This is a genomic window from Enterococcus sp. DIV0756, from assembly GCF_051710745.1.
In the GTDB taxonomy this organism is placed as follows: domain Bacteria; phylum Bacillota; class Bacilli; order Lactobacillales; family Enterococcaceae; genus Enterococcus_A.
The window spans coordinates 1,213,152-1,232,895 of sequence record NZ_JBIOLF010000002.1 but is presented as its reverse complement, the minus strand read 5'-3'; the positions used below and the strand labels follow the sequence as shown (position 1 = coordinate 1,232,895).

The following is a 19,744-nucleotide window of genomic DNA, read 5'->3' as shown; positions in this document are numbered from 1 at the left end:
TCCTAACTGCCACTCTATAAATCGGCGGTGAATTCCTGCGTAAATTTTTTATAGCGTTCGATCGTTTGATCACACCAAGCGTCAAATTCTGGTTCTTCCACCTTCATTTCCGGATGTGCCTCCATGTACTCAATATAGCGGCGCAATCCTTCTTCAAGCCCAACTTCGCAGGTAAAATCTGGATTGATCCCCTTCAATTTTTCAATCGAGAAGATATTCGACCAGCGCTTATCTCCTTGAATAGAGCCCATGAAATCGTAGGTTTTCGAGGCTTTTAAAAGATCGGTGCCAATATAAACTGGACGATAATCGACGTTTAAAAGTTTTGCTAAAGTTTGATAGACCATGTCCCAAGTATGGGATTCTGGATTCATCACTTGATAGGTTTCACCCAAGGTTTGCTCATTGCCAACGATTGGACAGAAGCCTTTGGCAAAATCCGAGGCATAGGTACTGGCCCAGACAGATTGCCCATCACCGTGAATAATCACTTCTTTATTCCGCAGCATGCGGCTGACCACGCTCCAACAGCCCTTCCCCTTCACACTTAATGGAATCCGATGATTGGAATACGTTTGCGTTGGTCGCACGATCGTAATAGGAAAATTATCGTTTTTTTCTGCTTGCAAAAAGACATCTTCAGCCGCTGATTTTGCCGCTCCGTAATCTGAATAGTAATTGCCTTTTTCAGTTTCTTCATCGATCAAACAAGTATACTCATGATTCAGCACACATACTGTACTGATGTAAATAAACTGCTTCGTTTTCCCTTTGAAGATCGCTACATTGTTTTTCGCGTCTTGCTCATTCCAGACAATGAAGTTAATCACACTGTCATAGGCAGCATCTTTAAAAAGCTCCCGCATCTTCTCTGTTTCGGTAATATCGCCTCGCAGCTTCTTCACGTTTCCGGGCAAACCAACGTTATTCTTTCCACGATTCAAAACGGTCACATCATAATTCTTTTCCGCTAACATTTCTGTGATCGGCGAAGAAATCGTGCCTGTTCCGCCAATAATCAATATTTTTTTCACGAACCCATCGTCACCTCTGCTTCCTCATCTACAGCAAAATGGATGCCTGCTTGTTTGCGACATTCTTCTAAGACTGTCATGGTTATGACGCTTTTCTTCATATAGGAATAAGTCGCTTCATAATCTTTTGTTTCAATTAGTTGTTCGATCACACTGAATTCATTTTCCATTGGATTATCGATCACATCATCAGCAAATATTGTCGTCGCCTCTTTATTGATCAGACTGACATTTTTAGCCGTTCCAGCCATCGAATCAATGTGAAAATAGCCTTTTTCCCCTTGAATTTGGCAGCCAGCTTTACTATCCGAATCCTTCGCACCGCAACAGACCACTTTAAACGTCGGATACTCTAGAATCGCCACCCCTGAAGTATCGATACCATTGAAACCAATATTCGCGAAATAGTGAACCTTTTCCGGCTTGCCGAATAGCCCAACCACAAAATGGATATTGTAGACATTAATGTCATATAAACTGCCGCCAGATAATGCTGGATTAAAAGCTGGTAAGACATTTCCCTGTTTGTAGGAGCTGTAGCGGCTGGAATACTGCGAATAGTTGCATTGGATCAGCTTGATCTCACCGATTTCTTCCAGCTTCTCTTGAATTTTGCGATAATTTTTCAAATAGCGCAGCATGACTGCCTCAAACAAGAATAAATCTTTCGCTTTTGCTAATTCAACGAGTTCAATAGCCTGTTGAGCATTCGACGTAAACGGCTTCTCACAAATCACATGCTTCCCTGCTTCAAGCGCTTTTTTCGCATACTCATAATGAGCGCTATTGATCACTCCAACGTAGACAACTTCAAAAGCTGCATCTTTCAAAAAAGCATCTAAGTCTGAATAAAGATTTTCTATTTGATATTTTTCCTTTAAAGACTCTGCGGTATGTTCATCCCCTGCTCGGTACCACAAGGCTTCACACGAGACTGTTTTCATTTGATTGATCACTGACAGCGCCGAATGAACGATCATGCCTGAACCTAAAATTCCTACCTTCATGTTTTACACCTTCCCGAATTGAATCCCTTATTCCTTAAAGCTGTTCTCGATTGCTTCGATGATTTTATTGGCTGATTTAATCATGGCTGTTGAGCTGACATTGAAAATATTCGATGCCGCAAAACGATCCCGTTCTCTGATTGGGATATCCGTCGTTAATAACACCGCATCGGCTGCGTTGATCTCTTCTTCAGTCAATCTGTTTTCGATCCCGATAGCCCCTTGTGTCTCAACTTTGATCTCGTGTCCATGTTCCTTTGCGGCTTTTTCAATCGATTCGGCTGCCATAAAGGTGTGGGCGACGCCTGCCGCACATGCGGTGACTGATAAAATTTTCATTAGATGATTCCTCCTGTCACTTCTGAAATAATACCTAATAATTCTTCTTCATCTTCAACATTGACTAGCCGTTCTTTAAATTCCTCATAGATCAAATGACGCGCCAATTGCGATAAGATCTTTAGATGCAAATTGCCAGAGTCATTAGGAACGGCGATCTGAAAGATGATTTTGACCGGTTTTTCCTCGCCCCAAGCGATCGGTTCCTTTAAACGCACAAAGGCTAAGCTCGCTTCTTTGACCGTATCTGTTCTAGCATGGGGCATGCCGATGCCATCGCCTAAATTGGTAGAGACTTCGGCTTCCCGTTCCTTGACTGCTTGGATATAGCCGTCCAGACTGTGAAGCCGATCTTTTTCATTTAATAATTCGGCGACTGTTTCGATCACCTCTTCCTTGGTCTGATACTCTGCATCTAATTGAATCAACTCTTTATTGATTAGCATATGATCCCTCCGTTTAGAAATCGAGATTAGTCTCGTTTCCCTTCTTCGTGACGATCGCTTCTTTGTCTTCAGAATCGTCTTTTGTCGACGGTGCGTGTTTGGTCGCGATAATAAACGCCGTTCCCGATACAGCGCCGATCGCGATAGCAGCTACATAAGCCAAAACATTAGTACAGCCCGCAAAGTTTGGGATACCTGCCCAATTGACGATCGTCCCTGCACCAAACAGGATTGTACAAACCGTACCGACGACTGAACCGATGATACAGCCGGCATAAACCTTCATATCTGCTAAAGCCAATGGGATCGCCCCTTCAGTAATCCCGAAGCACCCTAAGAACAGTGCCGCTCTTCCCGCTTCTCTTTCTTCTGGCGTGAAAATCTTTGGTCGAACAAAAGCGGATAACGAACAGACAAACGGTGCCACAACATTCGACGTACAAGCGGCTAACATCAAACGCTGTGCGATCATCACCGGCATTCCCGTTGCCGGATCAATCGTAGACAGCATGGCGAGAAATACCGCCCCTTGCGCCTTCGAACCAAAGAGTCCTAAGTCAAACGAACCGATCACACCGATCGCAAGACCTAACAGAATCATATTACTCGTCCCTAACCCTTCAACCAGTTGCGTCAGCCAGGCAATCAGTGCAACGACGGCACCGCCGATCAAGTAATTCATCAGCAATGCACCCAATAAAGTCGCGATACTTGGAATCACTATAATACTCAGCAGTGATCTGAAGTTTTTTTGGACGTTGATTTTTTTCAAATAAAGTACAACAATTCCACAAAAGATCCCGGCAATCACGCCGCCTAAAAATCCAGCTTCAATATCCTGTGCCATTTGACCAACGATGAACCCGGGTCCCAATGCTGGCTTGTCAGCGATCGAATAAGCAATGTACGCCCCGATTACCGCTGGCATTAAGTTTAGTCCCGTTTTCCCTAAGGTAAATAAGAATGCTGGAAATGAGCCAACATTTTCCCAAACGGTCGTTCCACCAAAAGCCACTCCTAATCCCGTCATAATTCCCCCAACGACTACAACTGGAATCAGATAAGAGACACCCGCCAACAAATGTTTCTTCAAATCCTTGAACACACCAATTAGTTCCTTCATTTTTCTTTCCCTCCATTTTTGTTTTGAGCAAGACTTGATTGTGTTGTATACCCTCATAGTAAGGTGGTAAAATTGTTATGTAAAGCGGATTCAAAAAGTTGACAATTTGTTCCGAGAAAGCGTTTTCTTTCACGCTTTTTATTGGAATATTTTTGCACTATTCCTTACAATCGCTTTTATTTTTTGCTTGTAACTATTTCATGGAAGGAGGAAATCCAATGAATATTCTCAGATTCTTAGAAGAAAAAGACGGATTTAATTCTTCCGAAGAACATATCGCTGACTATATTCTGAAAAATAAAGAAGATGTACTGCATATGTCGATTCAAGAGTTATCTACTAATACCTACTCCTCGACTTCTGCAATCGTTCGCTTATGCCGGAAAATCGGCACCAGCGGCTACAAGGATTTCAAGATCGAGCTCTCTGCTGAACTGCAAAAATCCTATGAAGAAATCTCGGATGTTAATCCCGATCAGCCCTTCACCAGTGAGGATTCGCAAAAGGAAATCGCCAAAAAAATCGGTCAGTTAATGAGTGATACAATCTATCAGACCGGTGAATTATTAACCACCGAAGTTTTAAAAAAAGCGGTGGAGATCATCAAATCTGGAAAGAAAATCGCGATCTTTGCGATTGGTGAGAATTATTCCAAAGCTTTGAACCTGCAAAATATGCTGATGCGAATGGGGGAGTTCGTTTATCTGACGCCGCTAGTCGTTGAAAATCCGCAATTAGCCTACAATTTAGATCATGAAGATTGTGCCATTATTATTTCTTATAGCGGTGAACACAAGGATATCTTGTACTGCACCAAGCTTCTCTACCGCAATCGAGTCAAGATCGTTTCGATCTGCGGACATCCTGATTCGACTTTAGCTAGAATGAGTTCGGTCGTCCTGCCTTTGATGAAAGAAGAAAGTCAGCACATTAAGTACTCGACCTTCTCCTCGCAGGTCGCGATCGAATATGTAATCAACGTGCTCTACTCCTGTCTCTTCAAAGAAGATTATGATACCTACCAAGAAAGGCGCAGCGATACGAATACCTTATTTAAGGATAGGCGGTTTACGGATAAAAAATGATGATGATAAAAGAAAAAGCGTTCAAAACTTTCCCTTTGAAAAGTTTTGAACGTTTTTAGTTTACATTCGGAAAGTTAAATGGCACCTACAACGTGATGCGGCAGATAGGCTTCTTCTAAATAATGAACATCTTTTGCTGTTAATTTCAAATCAAGCGCTGGCAAAGCATCGGTCAAATGACTTTCTTTGGTAGCGCCGATAATCGGTGCCACTACTTGCTCTTTCTGCAATAGCCAAGCCAAAGCAACTTGTGCGCGTTTTACTTGATACTTATCCGCAATCTCCGCTACTCGTTCCACAATGATCTTATCCTGCTCTTCCGTCGAATCATATTTTGATTTCGCCGTTGTATCGGTTAAGAAACGTTTTGTGGTTGCCTCCCAATCACGGGTCAAACGACCAGCCGCCAAGGGGCTGTATGGTGTTACCGCAATTTTTTGATCGCCGCACAACGGCAGCATTTCCCGTTCTTCTTCACGATACAGCAAATTTAAGTGATTCTGCATTGAGACAAACTTCGTCCAGCCATACTTATCCGCCACTGCTTGCGCCTTAGCAAATTGCCAAGCGTACATCGCCGACGCACCGATATAGCGAGCCTTGCCTGATTTCACGATATCATGCAGAGCTTCCATCGTTTCTTCGATCGGCGTATTGTAATCCCAACGATGAATGATGTAGAGATCAACATAATCCATTTGTAGCCGTTCTAAACTCTGATCGATTTGATAAAACAGCGTTTTTCTCGATAATCCTCGACTATTAGGCGCCTGCTTCATTTGGGTATAAGCTTTAGTCGCGACCACGATCTCATCGCGATTGGCAAAATCATTTAACGCTTTGCCAAGAATTTTTTCACTCGCGCCATAGGAGTACACATTCGCTGTGTCGAAAAAGTTGATGCCTAGATCTAGAGCTTTCTTGATCACCGGCCGGCTCTCTTCTTCTTCCAATACCCACTCATGAAACCCGCTATTAGGATCGCCAAAGCCCATCGTTCCTAAACACAGCTGCGAAACATCCATACCTGTATTGCCAAATTTTACATAATCCATGCTTTTCCCTCCAATTTTTGCTAAGATAACTTCTTTACCTTACACTATGAAGTTCACTTCAAGGCAAGCTTTTTATTTTTGTTAGCGAAAAGACAGAATAAAGTCTCTTTCAGTTATTTTAAACTAGATTAATCGTAATTTTTCACATGCATGATAGATGCCTTCATTCCAGACCTCTTTAGTCACCCAATTGGCTTTTTCCTTCAATACTTTAGTCGCGTTTCCCATTGCAACAGCCGTTCCGACAAATTCAAACATCTCTACATCATTTTCCTCATCGCCGAAAGCGAAGGTCTGATCGACTGGCGTACCTGTCTCTTGTAAAAAATGGGCGATCCCAGATGCTTTTGAAATTTCTTTGGGTAGTAAATCATAATAGCTGTATCCAGATTTCACGATTTTAATGTCACTTAGTTCAGCCTTCATGGGAAAAATCTGTTTGATTGGTTGTTCCGTATTCACCAGCACCTGCATGACCTGCTGCGGAATCTCATTTTCCATCAGGGCTCGAACTGCTTCCTCTTCAACTGTCTCCATTGATGAGACGAGTCCAACAGTTGTATCATATAGGATTTGTGCCCCTTGCTGGCTAGAATATTTATGGATGAAATTGATCACTTCTTGCTGGATAAAGTTTTGAAAAACACTTTTATTGCCTATCACGACTTCTTGTCCATTCGAAGTGATCAGATCACTAATACCTAGTGATTCAGCTAGTGGTAGAATAGCCTGCTTCGGTCTGCCAGTAGCGATCACTGGCATGACCCCGTTCTTTTTCAACTTTTTGATAGCCACCCGAGTAGATTCGGGAATACTCGCTAAGATGTCCCGGCTTTTCTCCCACATTATGGGATCAACCAGCGTTCCATCGATATCAAAGAAAATAATTTTCTGACTTGCCATTTCATTCCTCCTAAAAGCTTACTCTGTCGATCGCAGCTTATGGAATAAGATAATCGACACTAAAATAAAACTAATACAATTTGCAAACAAAACCGCAAGATCACTCCGGATAAAGCCATGAATCGCCCACAAGCCGATTCCGATTACTTGCATTAAACACATTAAGGTCGATAACCCCTTCGTTTCTTTGGTCTGCATCACTTTAATAACCTGAGGCAAAAAAGCCATTGTGGTAAGACATGCTGCTACGATTCCGATCAAATGATTTTCCTCCTCTTCATTTTATCCTATGTAACGCTTCATAAAAAAGCCAAAAGAAGAAGATCGTCATCTTCTCCTCTGGATAAATTATTCGCTTACCGTTATTTTTTGTTCACTGTTATTTTTGTTTAATTGATACAGGTCAATGATCTCCTTCGCTAAATCAGTGAAGGAGATCGAAGTCATCAAGTGGTCCTGACTATGAACTGCCAGCAAAGTGACTTCCATGTGATTGCCGCTAGCTTCTTCCGTCAATAAGCCTGTCTGTGCATGATGGGCTTCGACTAATGATTTTTCAGCTGCTTCAATTTTTTCCCGCGCTTCTTCAAAATCCGCTGTTTTCGCTGCCTGAATAGCTTCCATCGCATCACTTTTCGCATTGCCGCTATAGAGAATCAAATTCATGATCGTCGTTAAGTTCTGTTCATCCATTGGATACCCTCCTATCCCATTAATTTTTCTGCTTGGCCTAGGACTTTTTCACCATTCATCATGCCGTAATCAGTCATATTAATGACTTCGCAAGGCACATTTTTATCACTTAGCTTTTGCTTCATTTGTTTTTCCATAAAGCGAACTTGCGGTCCTAATAATAGAACATTGATATCTTCTCCCGCTAAAACACCGTCAATTTCTGATGCTGAGATTGCAAATATTTTTCGCTCCAGCCCTTGATCTGCAGCTGCTTTTTCCATTTTTGTCACTAATAAACTGGTACTCATCCCTGCTGAACAGACCAATAGAATTGTCTTTTGACTCATTTTTATCCCTCCAAAATCTCTCCGTTAGATTCAATTACCTTTTTATACCAATCAAACGAATCCTTCTTATAACGCTTCATCGTTCCATTGCCTTCATTGTCGCGATCAACATAGATCGTGCCATAGCGTTTTTTCATTTCGCCGGTGGTGAAGGAAACTAGATCGATGATCCCCCATGGTGTATAGCCAAGCAGTTCGACGCCATCGTAGTCAACGGCTTTTTCCAAGGCTTCGATATGTGCCTTAAGGTAAGCGATCCGTGCTTCATCATGAACTGAACCATCTTCTTCTAAGACATCGATCGCTCCGAAACCATTTTCTACGATAAATAACGGCAATTGATACCGATCATAGAGACGATTCAGTGAATAACGCAGACCTTCTGGATCAATCGCCCAATCCCAGTCGCTGACCTCCAAATAAGGATTTTTGACGGAATTGGCTAAGCCGCCATTCACGATATCCGTTGCTTGATTTTTAGCACCAGCCTGCACGACTGTTGACATATAATAACTGAAGCCAACGTAATCGACTGTGCCTTTTTGCAGAATCTCCTGATCTTCTGGAGCAATATCCAACGTGAAGCCGTTTCTTTCCAATTCCTTCAAGGCATAGCGCGGGTATTTTCCCCGAACATGCACATCGGCGAAGAAGAATCGTTCATGCATCGCTTCTTCGGCCGCCATGATATCTTCCGGTTTACAGGAATACGGATAGATTGGAACATGGGAAATCATGCAGCCGATTTGAAAATCAGGATTGATCTTCTTGCCGGCGCTCACTGCTTTGGCGCTGGCAACTAGCTCATGATGGGCAACCTGATACATGACTTCACGAGCATTTTCATTTTCTGCCACCGTTACTCCCGAATTCGTCCATAAAAATAACGGATTATTGGTATCCATTTGATTGTTGATCTCGTTAAAGGTCATCCAATAGTTGACTTTGCCGTTATAGCGTTCAAAAATGGTTTTGGCAAATTTTTCAAAGAAATCAATCACTTTCCTGCTTCTAAACCCGCCATACTCTTTGGCTAGATGCAGTGGCATCTCAAAATGAGACAGCGTAATCACTGGTTCAATGCCATTTTTGATTAACTCATCAAAGACGTTGTCATAGAATGCTAGACCTGCTTCATTCGGTTCTGCTTCGTCACCTTTTGGAAAAATCCGTGCCCAAGCAATCGATGTCCGCAGACATTTCAGCCCCATCTCTGCAAATAATGCGATATCTTCTTTGTAACGATGATAAAAATCAATCGCCTCATGATTGGGATAAAACACATCGTCCTTGATCTCATTCATAATCACGCGTGGTTTTCCGTGAGCACCTGCGGTCATGACGTCGATCACGCTTGGACCTTTACCGTCACTATTCCAGCCGCCTTCAAATTGGTGGGCGGCTAATGCGCCGCCCCATAAAAAATCTTTTTGTACCATTTGACCTCTCCTTTACACTTCCTGTTGTACTCTGTCAGCTTTGACCCAAGATGATATCGGCATCGGACAATGCCGCGTCGACGATCTCCATGACTGTTTTACTATGCTCCAGCCGTTCTTTAACGAAAGCCATTTCCTTACGCGTAATGACCTGGTTGAACAGCTTAAATTCTTCATACATCCGATGCTGATGAACCTTTTGATCCGTCAGTTGTGTCTCCTCTGACCGTCTTTCGATCATATAGCTATCCAAAACATTGGTCGGTCCATTCACAATAATCGATCCATCCGTCCCTTGGATCGTCGAACGAATCGTTGCCGTGGAATCTTTCGCACCAATACAAACTGCTTGCGTTTCACCATAATCAAGGATCAACATACCCGACGTATCGATCCCGCGTTCAACATTGGCATTGTATTGGACCTTTAAAGGTTTGCCCAATAGCCCAACAATAAAATGGATATTGTAAATATTGATATCCATCAAAGCCCCGCCACCCATTTTAGGATTAAAGGCTGGCAAAATCGTTCCTTCTTTAAACGCATCGTAGCGTGAAGAATACTGTGAATAGTTGCATTCAACGATTTTCAGCTTGCCAATCTTCGTGATTTCCTCTTTGATCCCGCGATAATTCGCCAAGTATTGGTTTGTGATTGCTTCAATCAAGACGAGATTTTTGGTCAAGGCAATTTTTTCTAGCTCTAATAATTCGCTCTTCTTCATGGTGAATGGCTTTTCACAGATTACATGCTTGCCATACTTCAACGCTTTTTTAGCAAACACATAGTGAAGAAAATTCGGCAAAGCAACATAAACGGTGTCAAAAGCATCACTTTGCAGACATTGTTCAACATCGGTATAAATCGTTTCAATTCCATAATCGATCTTCATTTGTTTCATCGTTGGTATATCGGCATCCGTTCCCAGAATCGCCTTCAGTTCAATCTCCGACAGATCCTTGGTGATCGTTAAAAAGTCATGAACGATCATGCCGGCACCAAAAATGGCTAATTTCATTTGTCTTCCTCTTTTCCTTAAATCGAGTTACCTTGTGACACTTGTTGATTATTCAATACTCGCTCCAATACATTGATGATTATCTGATGATCAGCTAAATGATCCAAGCCTGAGACACAGATCGCACCTTTCAACTCTCCTTGTACAATGATCGGAAAGCCGCCGCCGCATATGGCATGTGTCGGATCGTCCACCCATTTAGCAAATTCTTCATGTGATCCACTTAACAAGAAAGGATATAGTGAGCTGTGTCGACTTTCCAAAACCGTCTTCACCTTTCGATCCAGCCAAGGACTTGTTTTTCTTCCGTTCATCAAATAATGGACCACCGTTTTATCCTCGTAATACACACGGATCCCGACCGGCTTATCAAAATTTCTTTTGACCTCATCGATGATTTCAAGCGTGATCGCTAAAGCCAATTCATGATCGAATCCTTCAAATTGCAATTGTTTCTCTTGTCTAACTAGTTCTTCTATCGTCATTTCTAGGCATTTTCAGCGATTTCATCAATCATTACGCTGCTTTCTTTTTCCAATGCTTCATTTTTCTGTTCAGTTTCATAAGCCATCTTGTCCGCTGTTTTGAAGAATGGGAAATAGATCGCTGCTGAAACAAAGATCTGAACGATATTAAGGACCGCGCCTTTCCAGCCACACACCAAGAATCCGGCAATCACTGGCGGTGTTGTCCACGGAATATTGACCCCATTTGTTAACGGCACCAGTCCGGTACTCATGGAGAAGTACGTCATCAATGTCATCACGATCGGTGTAAGAATGAACGGAATGATCATGATCGGATTCAATACGATCGGGATACCAAACGTGATCGTTTCATTGATCGTGAAAATCTCTGGAATGATCGATAGTTTTCCGATTGCTTTGAACTGTTTCGATTTTGCCAAGAAAAGCAGCAATAAACATAGACCAAATGTTGCACCAGAACCGCCGATTTTAATGAAGTTTTGGTAGAATTGATAGTTGACGATATTAGGAATCGCACTGCCGCTTGCGACCGCTGCCGCGTTTTCTGCTGTTAAAGATAACCAGATCGGTGTCATTACACTACCGACGATATTTGCGCCATGAATCCCAAATGCCCATAACAAACCTTCAATCAACATGATCAAAATGGTTGCTGGTAACGAGGCTCCGAGTAAGGTCAACGGTGTTTGCAGGTTAGTAAAGATGAAATCCTGCACACTGCCGAAGCTGGTTAAAGCAAAACCGATCCGTACAAAGTTGAAGACAACGATCACTAAAAGAATCGGAATCAAGGTAGAGAAAGATTTCGAAACATTCGTAGGCACTGAATCAGGCATTTTGATTTTCCAGCCTTTGCGTTCTGCTAAACGTAAGATCTCAACTGCTAGAATACTGATGATCATCCCAACAAATAGACCAGCCGCACCTAGATTGTTTAACGGAATACCCACACCTAGATCCGCATTGCCGAATTCCTGTAATGGTGTTACCACAAAGAAACCAGCCAGTGCCGCAAAGATCGCACCAATTTTGTCTAATTTATAAATGCCGGCTAATTCACTGGCTATCCCAATAACGACATAGAGTGTCATCATACTCATTGAGATGTCATTTGGTACCGTAAAATACTGCTGCCAATTCTCACCCAACGCATTTTGCATAAAATCGGCATAGGCTGGGATCGGCAAATTCGCAAATAAGACAAAGAACGAGCCAATGATCAATAAGGGCATGGCTGCCATGAAGCTGTTCTTCACGGCAGTTAAGTAGCGATTGTTGTCTAGTTTGATTGCGATCGGAGCCATCTTGCTTTCAAATACTTCCATCATACGGTTCATTTTTTATTCCTCCTACTAAGTTAAATAAGTACCTTACCTTCAATTTGTTTGATTCCCGTTTCCAACATTTCGATCTGCAATAATGTTTCTTCATCTTTGACGATCTTTTCTTTGCCATTGATGATCGATTCATACAGACCTTCATACACACGACTGTAATCCCCGACTTCAGACACGACTTTTTCCTCATGATAAACGCCTTCATCGTCCATATAAGTCAATGTCCCGTAATGCTCTGGCAGATCTATCCCAAAGTCTTTATTTTCCGGCATATGGAAAAGCTTTAAATGTTCCTCTTGCCGATCCTTCGTTTCCTTAACAAAGACACCCTTTTTGCCATAAACGATAAAACTTGGACGCTCCTTTAGGCGGAAATAACTCGACTTTACCGAAACCTTGATTCGTCCATAGAATAGATCCAGATCAAAATAATCATTCATCCGATCATCCCCTAGAAGCTGACGGACTTCGTAATGGATATCGTCTGGTTCACCAAAATAAGAAATCACTTGATCCAGCGTGTGACAAGCATGACCATACAGATAACTCGTGTTCAAAGAAAACTCCTTCACACTTTCTGGAATCTCAGGTCGGAAATAATCATAGTGCATTTCCACTTCGATCAAATCTCCTAGTACGCCACTCTCAATGACTTTCTGAACGGTCAAGAAGTCTGAATCAAAACGGCGATTTTGGTAGCATTGCACCAGCAAGCCCTTTTCTTTTGCCAGATCAAATAGTTCCTTCGCTTCCGCTGATGTTTCGGCAAATGGTTTTTCGATCAAGGCATTCTTCCCATGTTCCAACACTTCCTTACCCAGCTTGTAGTGCAGACTGCTAGGTGTTGACACGACAACTAGTTGAATCTCCGGATCACCATAGATATCGTTGACATCGGTCGTGTAATGCACCCCTTCGATTTTTTTCCAGGTATTTTCTTCAACTGGCGAATAAATTGTTTTGACGTTGATCTTATCCACTAGTTTGGTCGAAAACGGTAAATGATAGCGATTGGCACTTTTGCCGTTTCCAATGTAAGCAATAGTTAGCATGAATAAATCCCTCCAAATTTCTTTTGATATGTCTAAGTATAGATAGGTCTCCGGAGTTGGAAAGGTTTTCAACAGAAACGGGTAGTTTTTTTCACTCATTCACCCTTTCACAAGTAAATCTTGAAAATTTTTACCAGAATCGTTCTCAAATTGATGTTTTTTATCAACGAAATGCAAATTGTTATACAAACAAAGAGCTTTTCTATCTCCAAATCGTGAGATAGAAAAGCTCTTTGTTTGTTCAATAGTCTCTTCATTCCTTTAAAATGTCTGAATCTGAAAATCGTTCGTCTTCAATACTTCTTGAAGCAGAGATTCTAAGCGCGACATTGCGATCGTAATCCAAGGCAAAAACACAAGAATAAATGATATTCAATAGATAGTTGATTGCTGCATCTGTGGAGAAATTAGCTATTTTAGAATATAGCTTTTCCCGCGTACACAATCGCAGGATCGCATCTGCTTTTCTGGTGGTCGAATTTTCTCCAACACTGGTTATCGCAATCATAGGGATTTCCTTTTTTGACAAGATTTCTGCGACTCGGTTGAGACTGCCCGTTTCCCCAGAATAAGTAACCATCAAGGCACAAGAGCCTGGTTTCGCCAGATAGGCATTGAAAAAGATTTCTCCTTGTAATGAGTGAATTTGGACCTCCTTTTGTATGCGACTCATCTGAAGTGAGAATTCTTGAACAACCAAGAGATTACTGCTGGCCGCAAAAATATGGATTTTTTCAGCATTAGAAATGATATCAACCACCTTCCGCAACTCATCATGAGTGATTAACGACAATGTGTCTTCAATTGACTCTGTTTCTAAATGAGCAACTTTACTGGCGATTGACATGATCGAATCCCGCTTCGTGAATGGATAGTTCGCATCTACACTAGAGATGCTTTTATCTAAATAATCTAATTCACTGATAAACGCCTTTTTCAAAGCTGTCCATCCAGAATAATTCATTTTTTTCGCGATTCTAACTAGAGTAGACTTCGATGAGAAGGTTGCGGCGGCAATCTCAGTCGTCGTTTTATTTTCAATGCCACGTTGCTGCTCCAACAAATAATCCACTACATGTCGTTCACTGGCTGTAAAAGCGTGATTCTCCAATTTTTCTTGTAAAAGCATCTTGATTCCCCCCGTTTCTTTTTTGGAACAATTTTCCAAAAAGACAAGTTCATTAACTCCGTTTTCAGGAACAGTGTTTTCGTTTGTTTCAAAAGCATTCAATCTCATTTTATCAATTGCTACTATGTTTTCAAGGAGCTAATCCGGAAAGTTCCAAATCAATGAGGAGAAATTGCCATGATGAAAGAAAGAAAGCTGACCGTCATCAAAGAAAATAAGCAGAATACGATCACCGATACACTGATGCAGCGCCTTAATGAGTTACTAGAAATGGAACGAATTCCGTTTCAAACCGAAATCGTTCCATTCAATGAAGAGATCATTAACGATCTATCAGGTGACATCCTATTGCTAAGTTTCCCGCTTATGCGAGAACTGCCACATCTAAATCGTTTAAAAAGAAAATTCTTCTTCGTTTCTTTTATTGACCCCTATGCCTATTCTCAAATCGATGAAAAAAGACTCTTGAAACAAGTTCAACAGATTGACCGTTTTGAAACCACAGAAATTAGCGCCTTTCACCCTAAAAATCACTGGACCTACCCTGATTATTTTCTAGCGATGACCCAAATGAATAAATGATTGGCAAATACTTAATAGAATGAGGAGAAGATTATTTTGAAAGAGATCGAAAAAATGAATGCCGGATTGACTTATAATTTCTTTGATAAAGAAATTGTCGCACTCAAAGAAAACGCCTTAAAAAAATGTAGACAATTCAATCAATTATCCCCGACAGACAATAAACAACAAGCAATGTTGATCAAGCAGCTATTTGGCTCAACTGGAAACAATGTTTATGTGCAGCCAAATTTTAATTGTGATGTCGGAAGCAATATTCACGTGGGAGAAGATTTCTTGACCAATTATAATGTCACAATCCTAGATATCGCACAAGTCACGATCGGAGATTACTGTATGATCGGACCGAACACACTGATTAGCACTGTGGGCCATCCCTTAGCCGGAGAGAATCGCCGAAAAAAATGGGCGGAGGCAAGTCCAATCACAATTGGCGATGATGTTTGGATTGGAGGGAATTGTACCATATTGCCAGGCGTCTCCATTGGGAACAATGTCGTGATTGCTGCTGGAGCCGTGGTTACAAAAGATATCGAAAGTAATTGTATCGCGGGTGGTGTCCCGGCTAAAATAATTAGAAAAATCCTGTAATCCAGAATTATCTGCAGCAAATTAGTATTCAATTCATCGCTGATTCAAGAGGTTTGATTTGATGATAGTTTATATGCGATCTCAATCAATGGAAGACTGATTGAGGCCGACTCATAAGTATTAAACGTCAAGAAATAAAAAGGAAATTCCGATAATTATTTCTCAAATTTTTGTGAACTTTTGGCTTATTTCCGCAGGCGCTACTTATGAGTCACCGGTTATTCGCGAATAGGAGCTGACGGTGCTAGATGTACCTTGTATTTACGAATCTAGCAGACGTCAGTGAGTCAATTACGCTTCCATTTGTATAGAATCTCAGAGTATATCTTGGATAATCAAGAAAAAGTAGCAAAAAAAACCTTACAAAAAAACTTTCTGAAATGGTATATTCTTCTCATTCACCATCGTATGCTTAGCCCAAAACTAGGATTTTCCGGATATACCGATAAAAAGTATATCCATCTTAATTTTGACCTCCTGTTAACGAAAAAACTATTTTTCAGTATCCAGCATCCGATTCATGAACCACTCGACTTGTTGTGGTGCGTCATGATCAAAGAAAGCTGATTCCTTCATATCTAAAGCAGCGATCTTTTCGATATCTTCTTTGGATAATTCAAAATCAAAAATGTCGATATTTTCTGCCATGCGTTCGGGGCGAACGGATTTTGCCAAAGCGACGATTCCCCGCTGCATCAACCAACGAAGAACGACTTGTCCAACAGATTTGCCATATTGTTCGCCGATTTCCGCTAAAACAGGATTGGTAAATAAATCATGGTGTCCCTCTGCAAAAGGTGCCCAGGCTTCGATTTGCACACCATATTTTTCATGCCATTCTTGATCTTCCATTCGTTGATTCCATGGATTGACTTCGATTTGGTTGATTTGCGGCTTCACGTCATTCAAGCCGACAAACTCGATCATCTTAGCGGACTTGAAATTTGAGATACCGATAGCGCGTAATTTTCCAGCTTTTTGAGCCGAGACCATTGCTCGCCATGCCCCATAAACATCGCCATACGGTTGATGAATTAGATAAAGATCCAAATAATCCAATCCCATTACATTAAGTGATTGTTCGATCGTCTTAGCTGCGTTGTCTTCTGGTGCTTGCAGGATGAACAATTTCGATGTCACAAAGAGTTCCTCACGAGTAACGAGACCTTCATCGACCGCGCGTTTGATCCCTTCGCCTGTTTCCTTCTCGTTTCCATAAACAGAAGCAGTGTCGATCAAACGATATCCGACTTTGATTGCTTGATATACGGCTTCTGCTGTTTCAGCCAGCGGAATTTGATAAACACCAAATCCTAGTTGTGGCATTTCGACACCATTGTTCAATTTAATTGTTTGCATGTTGACTTCCTCCTTAAATATTGATTACATGATCTATCCTAAACCTTGAAGTGGACTCCATAGCAAGGGAAAAGTTTTTATTTTTTTCGTTCCCATAACTTTTCAACTTTATCTGGCGTCATTTCTCCAGCCTTAAACTTCGCAATGTGATCGTCATAGGTTTTAATTTTATATGCCAGCATCTCTCTAACATCTTGTATCTCCGCCATTTTCTGATCCAGCTCTTCTAATTGATCAGCCAAAATTTGTTTCTGAGCCTCTTCCACATTTTAGGTTTCTCTTAATTGCGCCAAGTTAGAAAACTCAATCAAGGACTCGACAGACAAGCCCGCATTACGCAAGCTTTTCGCTAAATAAATCCAATTTAAATCATTGGTCGTATACTCTCGATACCCACTGGAATTGCGATGAACGGGAGTGATGACGCCCACACGCTCATAATAGCGTAGTGTATCCGTTGTTAGATCAAACATTTCAGCTGCTTTTTTGATATTCATTTCGTTTAACCTCCTCATCTTTAAAGCTATCATAAACTATGGAGTACACTCAAAGGTAAGTTTTTTTGTTGAAGCTATGTTATATTTTTAAGCTAGAGCATTTCGATCAAGTAATGTTCTCCAAAATTCTTTTGACGGGAAAAATTTTTTATAAAAATGGGCACTTTTTTCACTCATCCACCATTTTACAGGTAAATTCTGAAAGTTTTTACCAGAATGGGACCCAAAGCTGAATTTCTCTTCTGCTTATATTGGAAGTAAGTTATGATTATTATGAGGTGATTTGAATGCTTTTAATTGATAAATTGCGATTGCAACAAGGGTTGACCAATACTGAGAAACGGATCGCAGACTACATACTAGATAATTTGACCACTGCCCCGTCACTAAATGTGGATGAACTGGCAAAAAATACCTACACTTCCCATTCATCCGTTAGTCGCTTAGCTAGGAAAATGGGCTATGATGGATTCCGTGATTTTCGGATCGCGCTCTCAGAAATCGCCCATAGCGAACTCTACCGATTAAACGATGTCGATGCTAATTTCCCCTTTCATCCAAATGATACCGCTACCGAGATCGCCAAAAAAATTTCTGATTTAACCATTGATACAGTGAAACGAACCTATGCACAATTAACTGATGAAGCCTTAGAAGAAGCCGCGCGGTTGTTAACGAAAGCAGAACGGATTTTTCTATTTGCTACGGGCGACTCACAAATTCGTGCCCGCAGCTTTCAAAATAAACTGGTGAAGATCAATAAATTCTTGATCATTGCGGATGAATACGGTGATGGCGACTGGAATGCCGCCAATTTAACGAAAAAAGATTGTGCGATCTTCATTACCTATCGTGCTAAAGTGCCGCAGTATGAACGGATGCTGAAGCTCTTTTTAAATGAAAATGTTCCATCGATCTTATTGACCGGAAATGGCAACTCGAACTTGACCGCCCTAGCGACACAACCGATCGTCTTTAATCATGATGAATTAGACTTTTTGAAGGTCAGCACCTTTTCATCGCAGGTCGCCTTTGAATATATTTTGAATACCTTGTTCTCGATTATTTACGCCAAGGAGTATCAAAAGAACTTGGTCAATTTGAAAAAGAAGCACGACATCATGGAAACTGGAATATTGGCGAACCCTGAGATAAATTGAAAAGTCAAAGGAAATAGAGGAGGATTTTTATGATCAACTGGGGAATTATTGGCGCGGGCAATATTGCCAATCGCTTTGCGGAAAGCTTAACGAATTTTACGGAGGCGCAACTATATGGGGTTGCTTGTCGTACGATGGAAAAGGCTGCGGCCTTTCAAAGCAACCACCCTTGTGAGAAGATTTTTGATGATTATCAACTGCTGCTGGATGATCCCAAAATCGATTTAGTTTATATCGCTTTGCCTCATTTATATCATCACGAGTGGATCATCAAGGCCTTAGAAGCGGGCAAAAGTGTTTTATGTGAAAAGCCTGCGACTATGAATGCTGCCGAAATGAAGGATGTTGCCGAAACTGCGCAAAAACAGCAAGTTTTATTTATGGAAGCCATGAAAAGCCGCTTTGTTCCTGCCTATCGTGTCGCTCATGAGTTGATTACAGCTGGAGAAATCGGTGAAATCAGGCAGGTCACGACCTCGCTTTGTCGGGAAATGCCCGAAGATCAGACCCATTATCATTACATGCCCAAACAAGGCGGTGCGCTGCTGGATATGGGAATCTATAATCTGTCATTGATTGAGGATTTCAGTCCTGCTGACCTAAAAGTAGCTGCGGTTGACTACAAACTGCATGAAAATCAAATCGATCTGTATGTTAAGGCTTCATTGGTTCATGACCAGTTCGAAGCAATCATCGAAACCGGTTTTGATCGAACGACAGAAACTGTCGCTGTTATTACCGGAACAACAGGCACCATTACAATGCCGAATTTCCATCGAGCAGCGAGTTTTACGCTGACGACAGAAAGCGAAACGAAAGATTTCGATCTGCCTTACGATCATGATGATTTCTATTCGGAAATTGAAGCAATGCACACTTCTTATAATAGAAAAGAAATTGAAAATCCGGTCATGACGCTGAAAAACAGTCTTCGCTGTGCGGAACTGATTGATCGGATCAAAGAGAGTATCAACTAATTCGCTCCAAATATAAAAAGCCGAATGACCATTTACTTTCTTTTCGGAAAGTGAAATAGTCATTCGGCTTTACACTTGTTAAGTATTATTCAAAAATGCTC

The 19,744-nt window shown here is 41.4% G+C and carries 22 protein-coding genes and 1 pseudogene; 5 read left to right on the top strand and 18 right to left on the bottom strand.

Annotation, left to right across the window (positions count from 1 at the left end; genetic code table 11):
• Positions 1-14 precede the first annotated feature (14 nt).
• From IGI44_RS22245 to IGI44_RS22225, 5 genes are read right to left on the bottom strand one after another with little or no spacing between them, the layout of a single operon-like run.
• Positions 15-1,034 (bottom strand): NAD-dependent epimerase/dehydratase family protein, encoded by a 1,020-nt coding sequence (locus IGI44_RS22245; RefSeq protein ID WP_438790093.1) that lies wholly within the window; start codon positions 1,032-1,034, stop codon positions 15-17.
• Positions 1,031-2,041, bottom strand: coding sequence for a Gfo/Idh/MocA family protein (locus tag IGI44_RS22240; RefSeq protein ID WP_438790092.1), 1,011 nt, complete (start codon positions 2,039-2,041; stop codon positions 1,031-1,033). The genes IGI44_RS22245 and IGI44_RS22240 overlap by 4 nt, the downstream gene beginning before the upstream one ends.
• Positions 2,042-2,068: 27 nt before the next feature.
• The gene (locus IGI44_RS22235) at positions 2,069-2,380 is read right to left on the bottom strand and encodes a PTS fructose transporter subunit IIB (protein ID WP_438790091.1); all 312 of its coding nucleotides are present in this window, start codon (positions 2,378-2,380) and stop codon (positions 2,069-2,071) included.
• The gene (locus IGI44_RS22230; protein ID WP_438790090.1) at positions 2,380-2,826 is read right to left on the bottom strand and encodes a PTS sugar transporter subunit IIA; all 447 of its coding nucleotides are present in this window, start codon (positions 2,824-2,826) and stop codon (positions 2,380-2,382) included. Before IGI44_RS22230 ends, IGI44_RS22235 begins: the two co-directional genes overlap by 1 nt.
• Before the next feature lie 13 nt (positions 2,827-2,839).
• Positions 2,840-3,949 carry a PTS fructose transporter subunit IIC gene (locus tag IGI44_RS22225; RefSeq protein ID WP_438790089.1) on the bottom strand — a complete coding sequence of 370 codons (1,110 nt, stop codon included), beginning with the start codon at positions 3,947-3,949 and terminating at the stop codon, positions 2,840-2,842.
• A gap of 218 nt (positions 3,950-4,167) precedes the next feature.
• On the opposite strand from IGI44_RS22225, the gene IGI44_RS22220 reads away from it, so the two are divergent.
• Entirely contained in the window at positions 4,168-5,034 is an 867-nt protein-coding gene (locus tag IGI44_RS22220) for a MurR/RpiR family transcriptional regulator (protein WP_438790088.1), read from the top strand.
• Between the two features lie 74 nt (positions 5,035-5,108).
• Here the strand turns inward: IGI44_RS22220 and IGI44_RS22215 are convergent, their stop codons facing one another.
• The 11 genes from IGI44_RS22215 to IGI44_RS22165 all read right to left on the bottom strand — a co-directional run bounded on the left by IGI44_RS22215 (position 5,109) and on the right by IGI44_RS22165 (position 14,477).
• On the bottom strand, positions 5,109-6,089 hold the full coding sequence (locus tag IGI44_RS22215) for an aldo/keto reductase (RefSeq protein ID WP_438790087.1): 981 nt from the start codon (positions 6,087-6,089) through the stop codon (positions 5,109-5,111).
• 123 nt (positions 6,090-6,212) lie between these two features.
• On the bottom strand, positions 6,213-6,992 hold the full coding sequence (locus tag IGI44_RS22210; protein ID WP_438790086.1) for a Cof-type HAD-IIB family hydrolase: 780 nt from the start codon (positions 6,990-6,992) through the stop codon (positions 6,213-6,215).
• Positions 6,993-7,010: 18 nt separating this feature from the next.
• Positions 7,011-7,253, bottom strand: coding sequence for a SemiSWEET transporter (locus tag IGI44_RS22205; protein WP_438790085.1), 243 nt, complete (start codon positions 7,251-7,253; stop codon positions 7,011-7,013).
• An 87-nt stretch (positions 7,254-7,340) separates the two neighbouring features.
• Positions 7,341-7,685, bottom strand: coding sequence for a PTS lactose/cellobiose transporter subunit IIA (locus IGI44_RS22200; protein WP_438790084.1), 345 nt, complete (start codon positions 7,683-7,685; stop codon positions 7,341-7,343).
• An 11-nt stretch (positions 7,686-7,696) separates the two neighbouring features.
• Positions 7,697-8,014 (bottom strand): PTS sugar transporter subunit IIB, encoded by a 318-nt coding sequence (locus tag IGI44_RS22195; RefSeq protein WP_438790083.1) that lies wholly within the window; start codon positions 8,012-8,014, stop codon positions 7,697-7,699.
• 2 nt (positions 8,015-8,016) lie between these two features.
• Positions 8,017-9,453: a 6-phospho-beta-glucosidase gene (locus IGI44_RS22190; RefSeq protein ID WP_438790082.1), complete on the bottom strand. Its 1,437-nt coding sequence runs from the start codon at positions 9,451-9,453 to the stop codon at positions 8,017-8,019.
• Between the two features lie 34 nt (positions 9,454-9,487).
• The gene (locus IGI44_RS22185) at positions 9,488-10,471 is read right to left on the bottom strand and encodes a Gfo/Idh/MocA family protein (RefSeq protein ID WP_438790081.1); all 984 of its coding nucleotides are present in this window, start codon (positions 10,469-10,471) and stop codon (positions 9,488-9,490) included.
• Between the two features lie 17 nt (positions 10,472-10,488).
• Complete coding sequence (locus tag IGI44_RS22180; RefSeq protein ID WP_438790080.1) at positions 10,489-10,956, bottom strand: heme-binding protein; 468 nt, start codon at positions 10,954-10,956, stop codon at positions 10,489-10,491.
• A 2-nt stretch (positions 10,957-10,958) separates the two neighbouring features.
• The gene (locus tag IGI44_RS22175; protein ID WP_438790079.1) at positions 10,959-12,296 is read right to left on the bottom strand and encodes a PTS sugar transporter subunit IIC; all 1,338 of its coding nucleotides are present in this window, start codon (positions 12,294-12,296) and stop codon (positions 10,959-10,961) included.
• A gap of 20 nt (positions 12,297-12,316) precedes the next feature.
• Positions 12,317-13,348, bottom strand: a complete 1,032-nt coding sequence (locus IGI44_RS22170) for a Gfo/Idh/MocA family oxidoreductase (protein WP_438790078.1) — start codon at positions 13,346-13,348, stop codon at positions 12,317-12,319.
• A gap of 253 nt (positions 13,349-13,601) precedes the next feature.
• A complete protein-coding gene (locus IGI44_RS22165; protein WP_438790077.1) occupies positions 13,602-14,477 on the bottom strand; it encodes a MurR/RpiR family transcriptional regulator in 876 nt (291 codons plus the stop codon).
• Positions 14,478-14,654: 177 nt separating this feature from the next.
• Here IGI44_RS22165 and IGI44_RS22160 point away from each other — a divergent pair, with 177 nt between their 5' ends.
• Entirely contained in the window at positions 14,655-15,059 is a 405-nt protein-coding gene (locus IGI44_RS22160; protein ID WP_438790076.1) for a hypothetical protein, read from the top strand.
• Between the two features lie 36 nt (positions 15,060-15,095).
• Positions 15,096-15,650, top strand: a complete 555-nt coding sequence (locus tag IGI44_RS22155) for a sugar O-acetyltransferase (RefSeq protein WP_438790075.1) — start codon at positions 15,096-15,098, stop codon at positions 15,648-15,650.
• Positions 15,651-16,142: 492 nt separating this feature from the next.
• On the opposite strand, the gene IGI44_RS22150 is transcribed toward IGI44_RS22155, so the two are convergent.
• Together IGI44_RS22150 and IGI44_RS22145 are read right to left on the bottom strand one after the other, a co-directional pair.
• Positions 16,143-17,009, bottom strand: coding sequence for an aldo/keto reductase (locus IGI44_RS22150; RefSeq protein ID WP_438790074.1), 867 nt, complete (start codon positions 17,007-17,009; stop codon positions 16,143-16,145).
• 77 nt (positions 17,010-17,086) lie between these two features.
• Positions 17,087-17,506 (bottom strand): annotated as a pseudogene (locus IGI44_RS22145) (MerR family transcriptional regulator).
• Positions 17,507-17,793: 287 nt separating this feature from the next.
• On the opposite strand from IGI44_RS22145, the gene IGI44_RS22140 reads away from it, so the two are divergent.
• Together IGI44_RS22140 and IGI44_RS22135 are read left to right on the top strand one after the other, a co-directional pair.
• Positions 17,794-18,666 carry a MurR/RpiR family transcriptional regulator gene (locus IGI44_RS22140; RefSeq protein WP_438790073.1) on the top strand — a complete coding sequence of 291 codons (873 nt, stop codon included), beginning with the start codon at positions 17,794-17,796 and terminating at the stop codon, positions 18,664-18,666.
• Between the two features lie 29 nt (positions 18,667-18,695).
• The gene (locus IGI44_RS22135) at positions 18,696-19,643 is read left to right on the top strand and encodes a Gfo/Idh/MocA family protein (protein WP_438790072.1); all 948 of its coding nucleotides are present in this window, start codon (positions 18,696-18,698) and stop codon (positions 19,641-19,643) included.
• Positions 19,644-19,744: the final 101 nt, after the last annotated feature.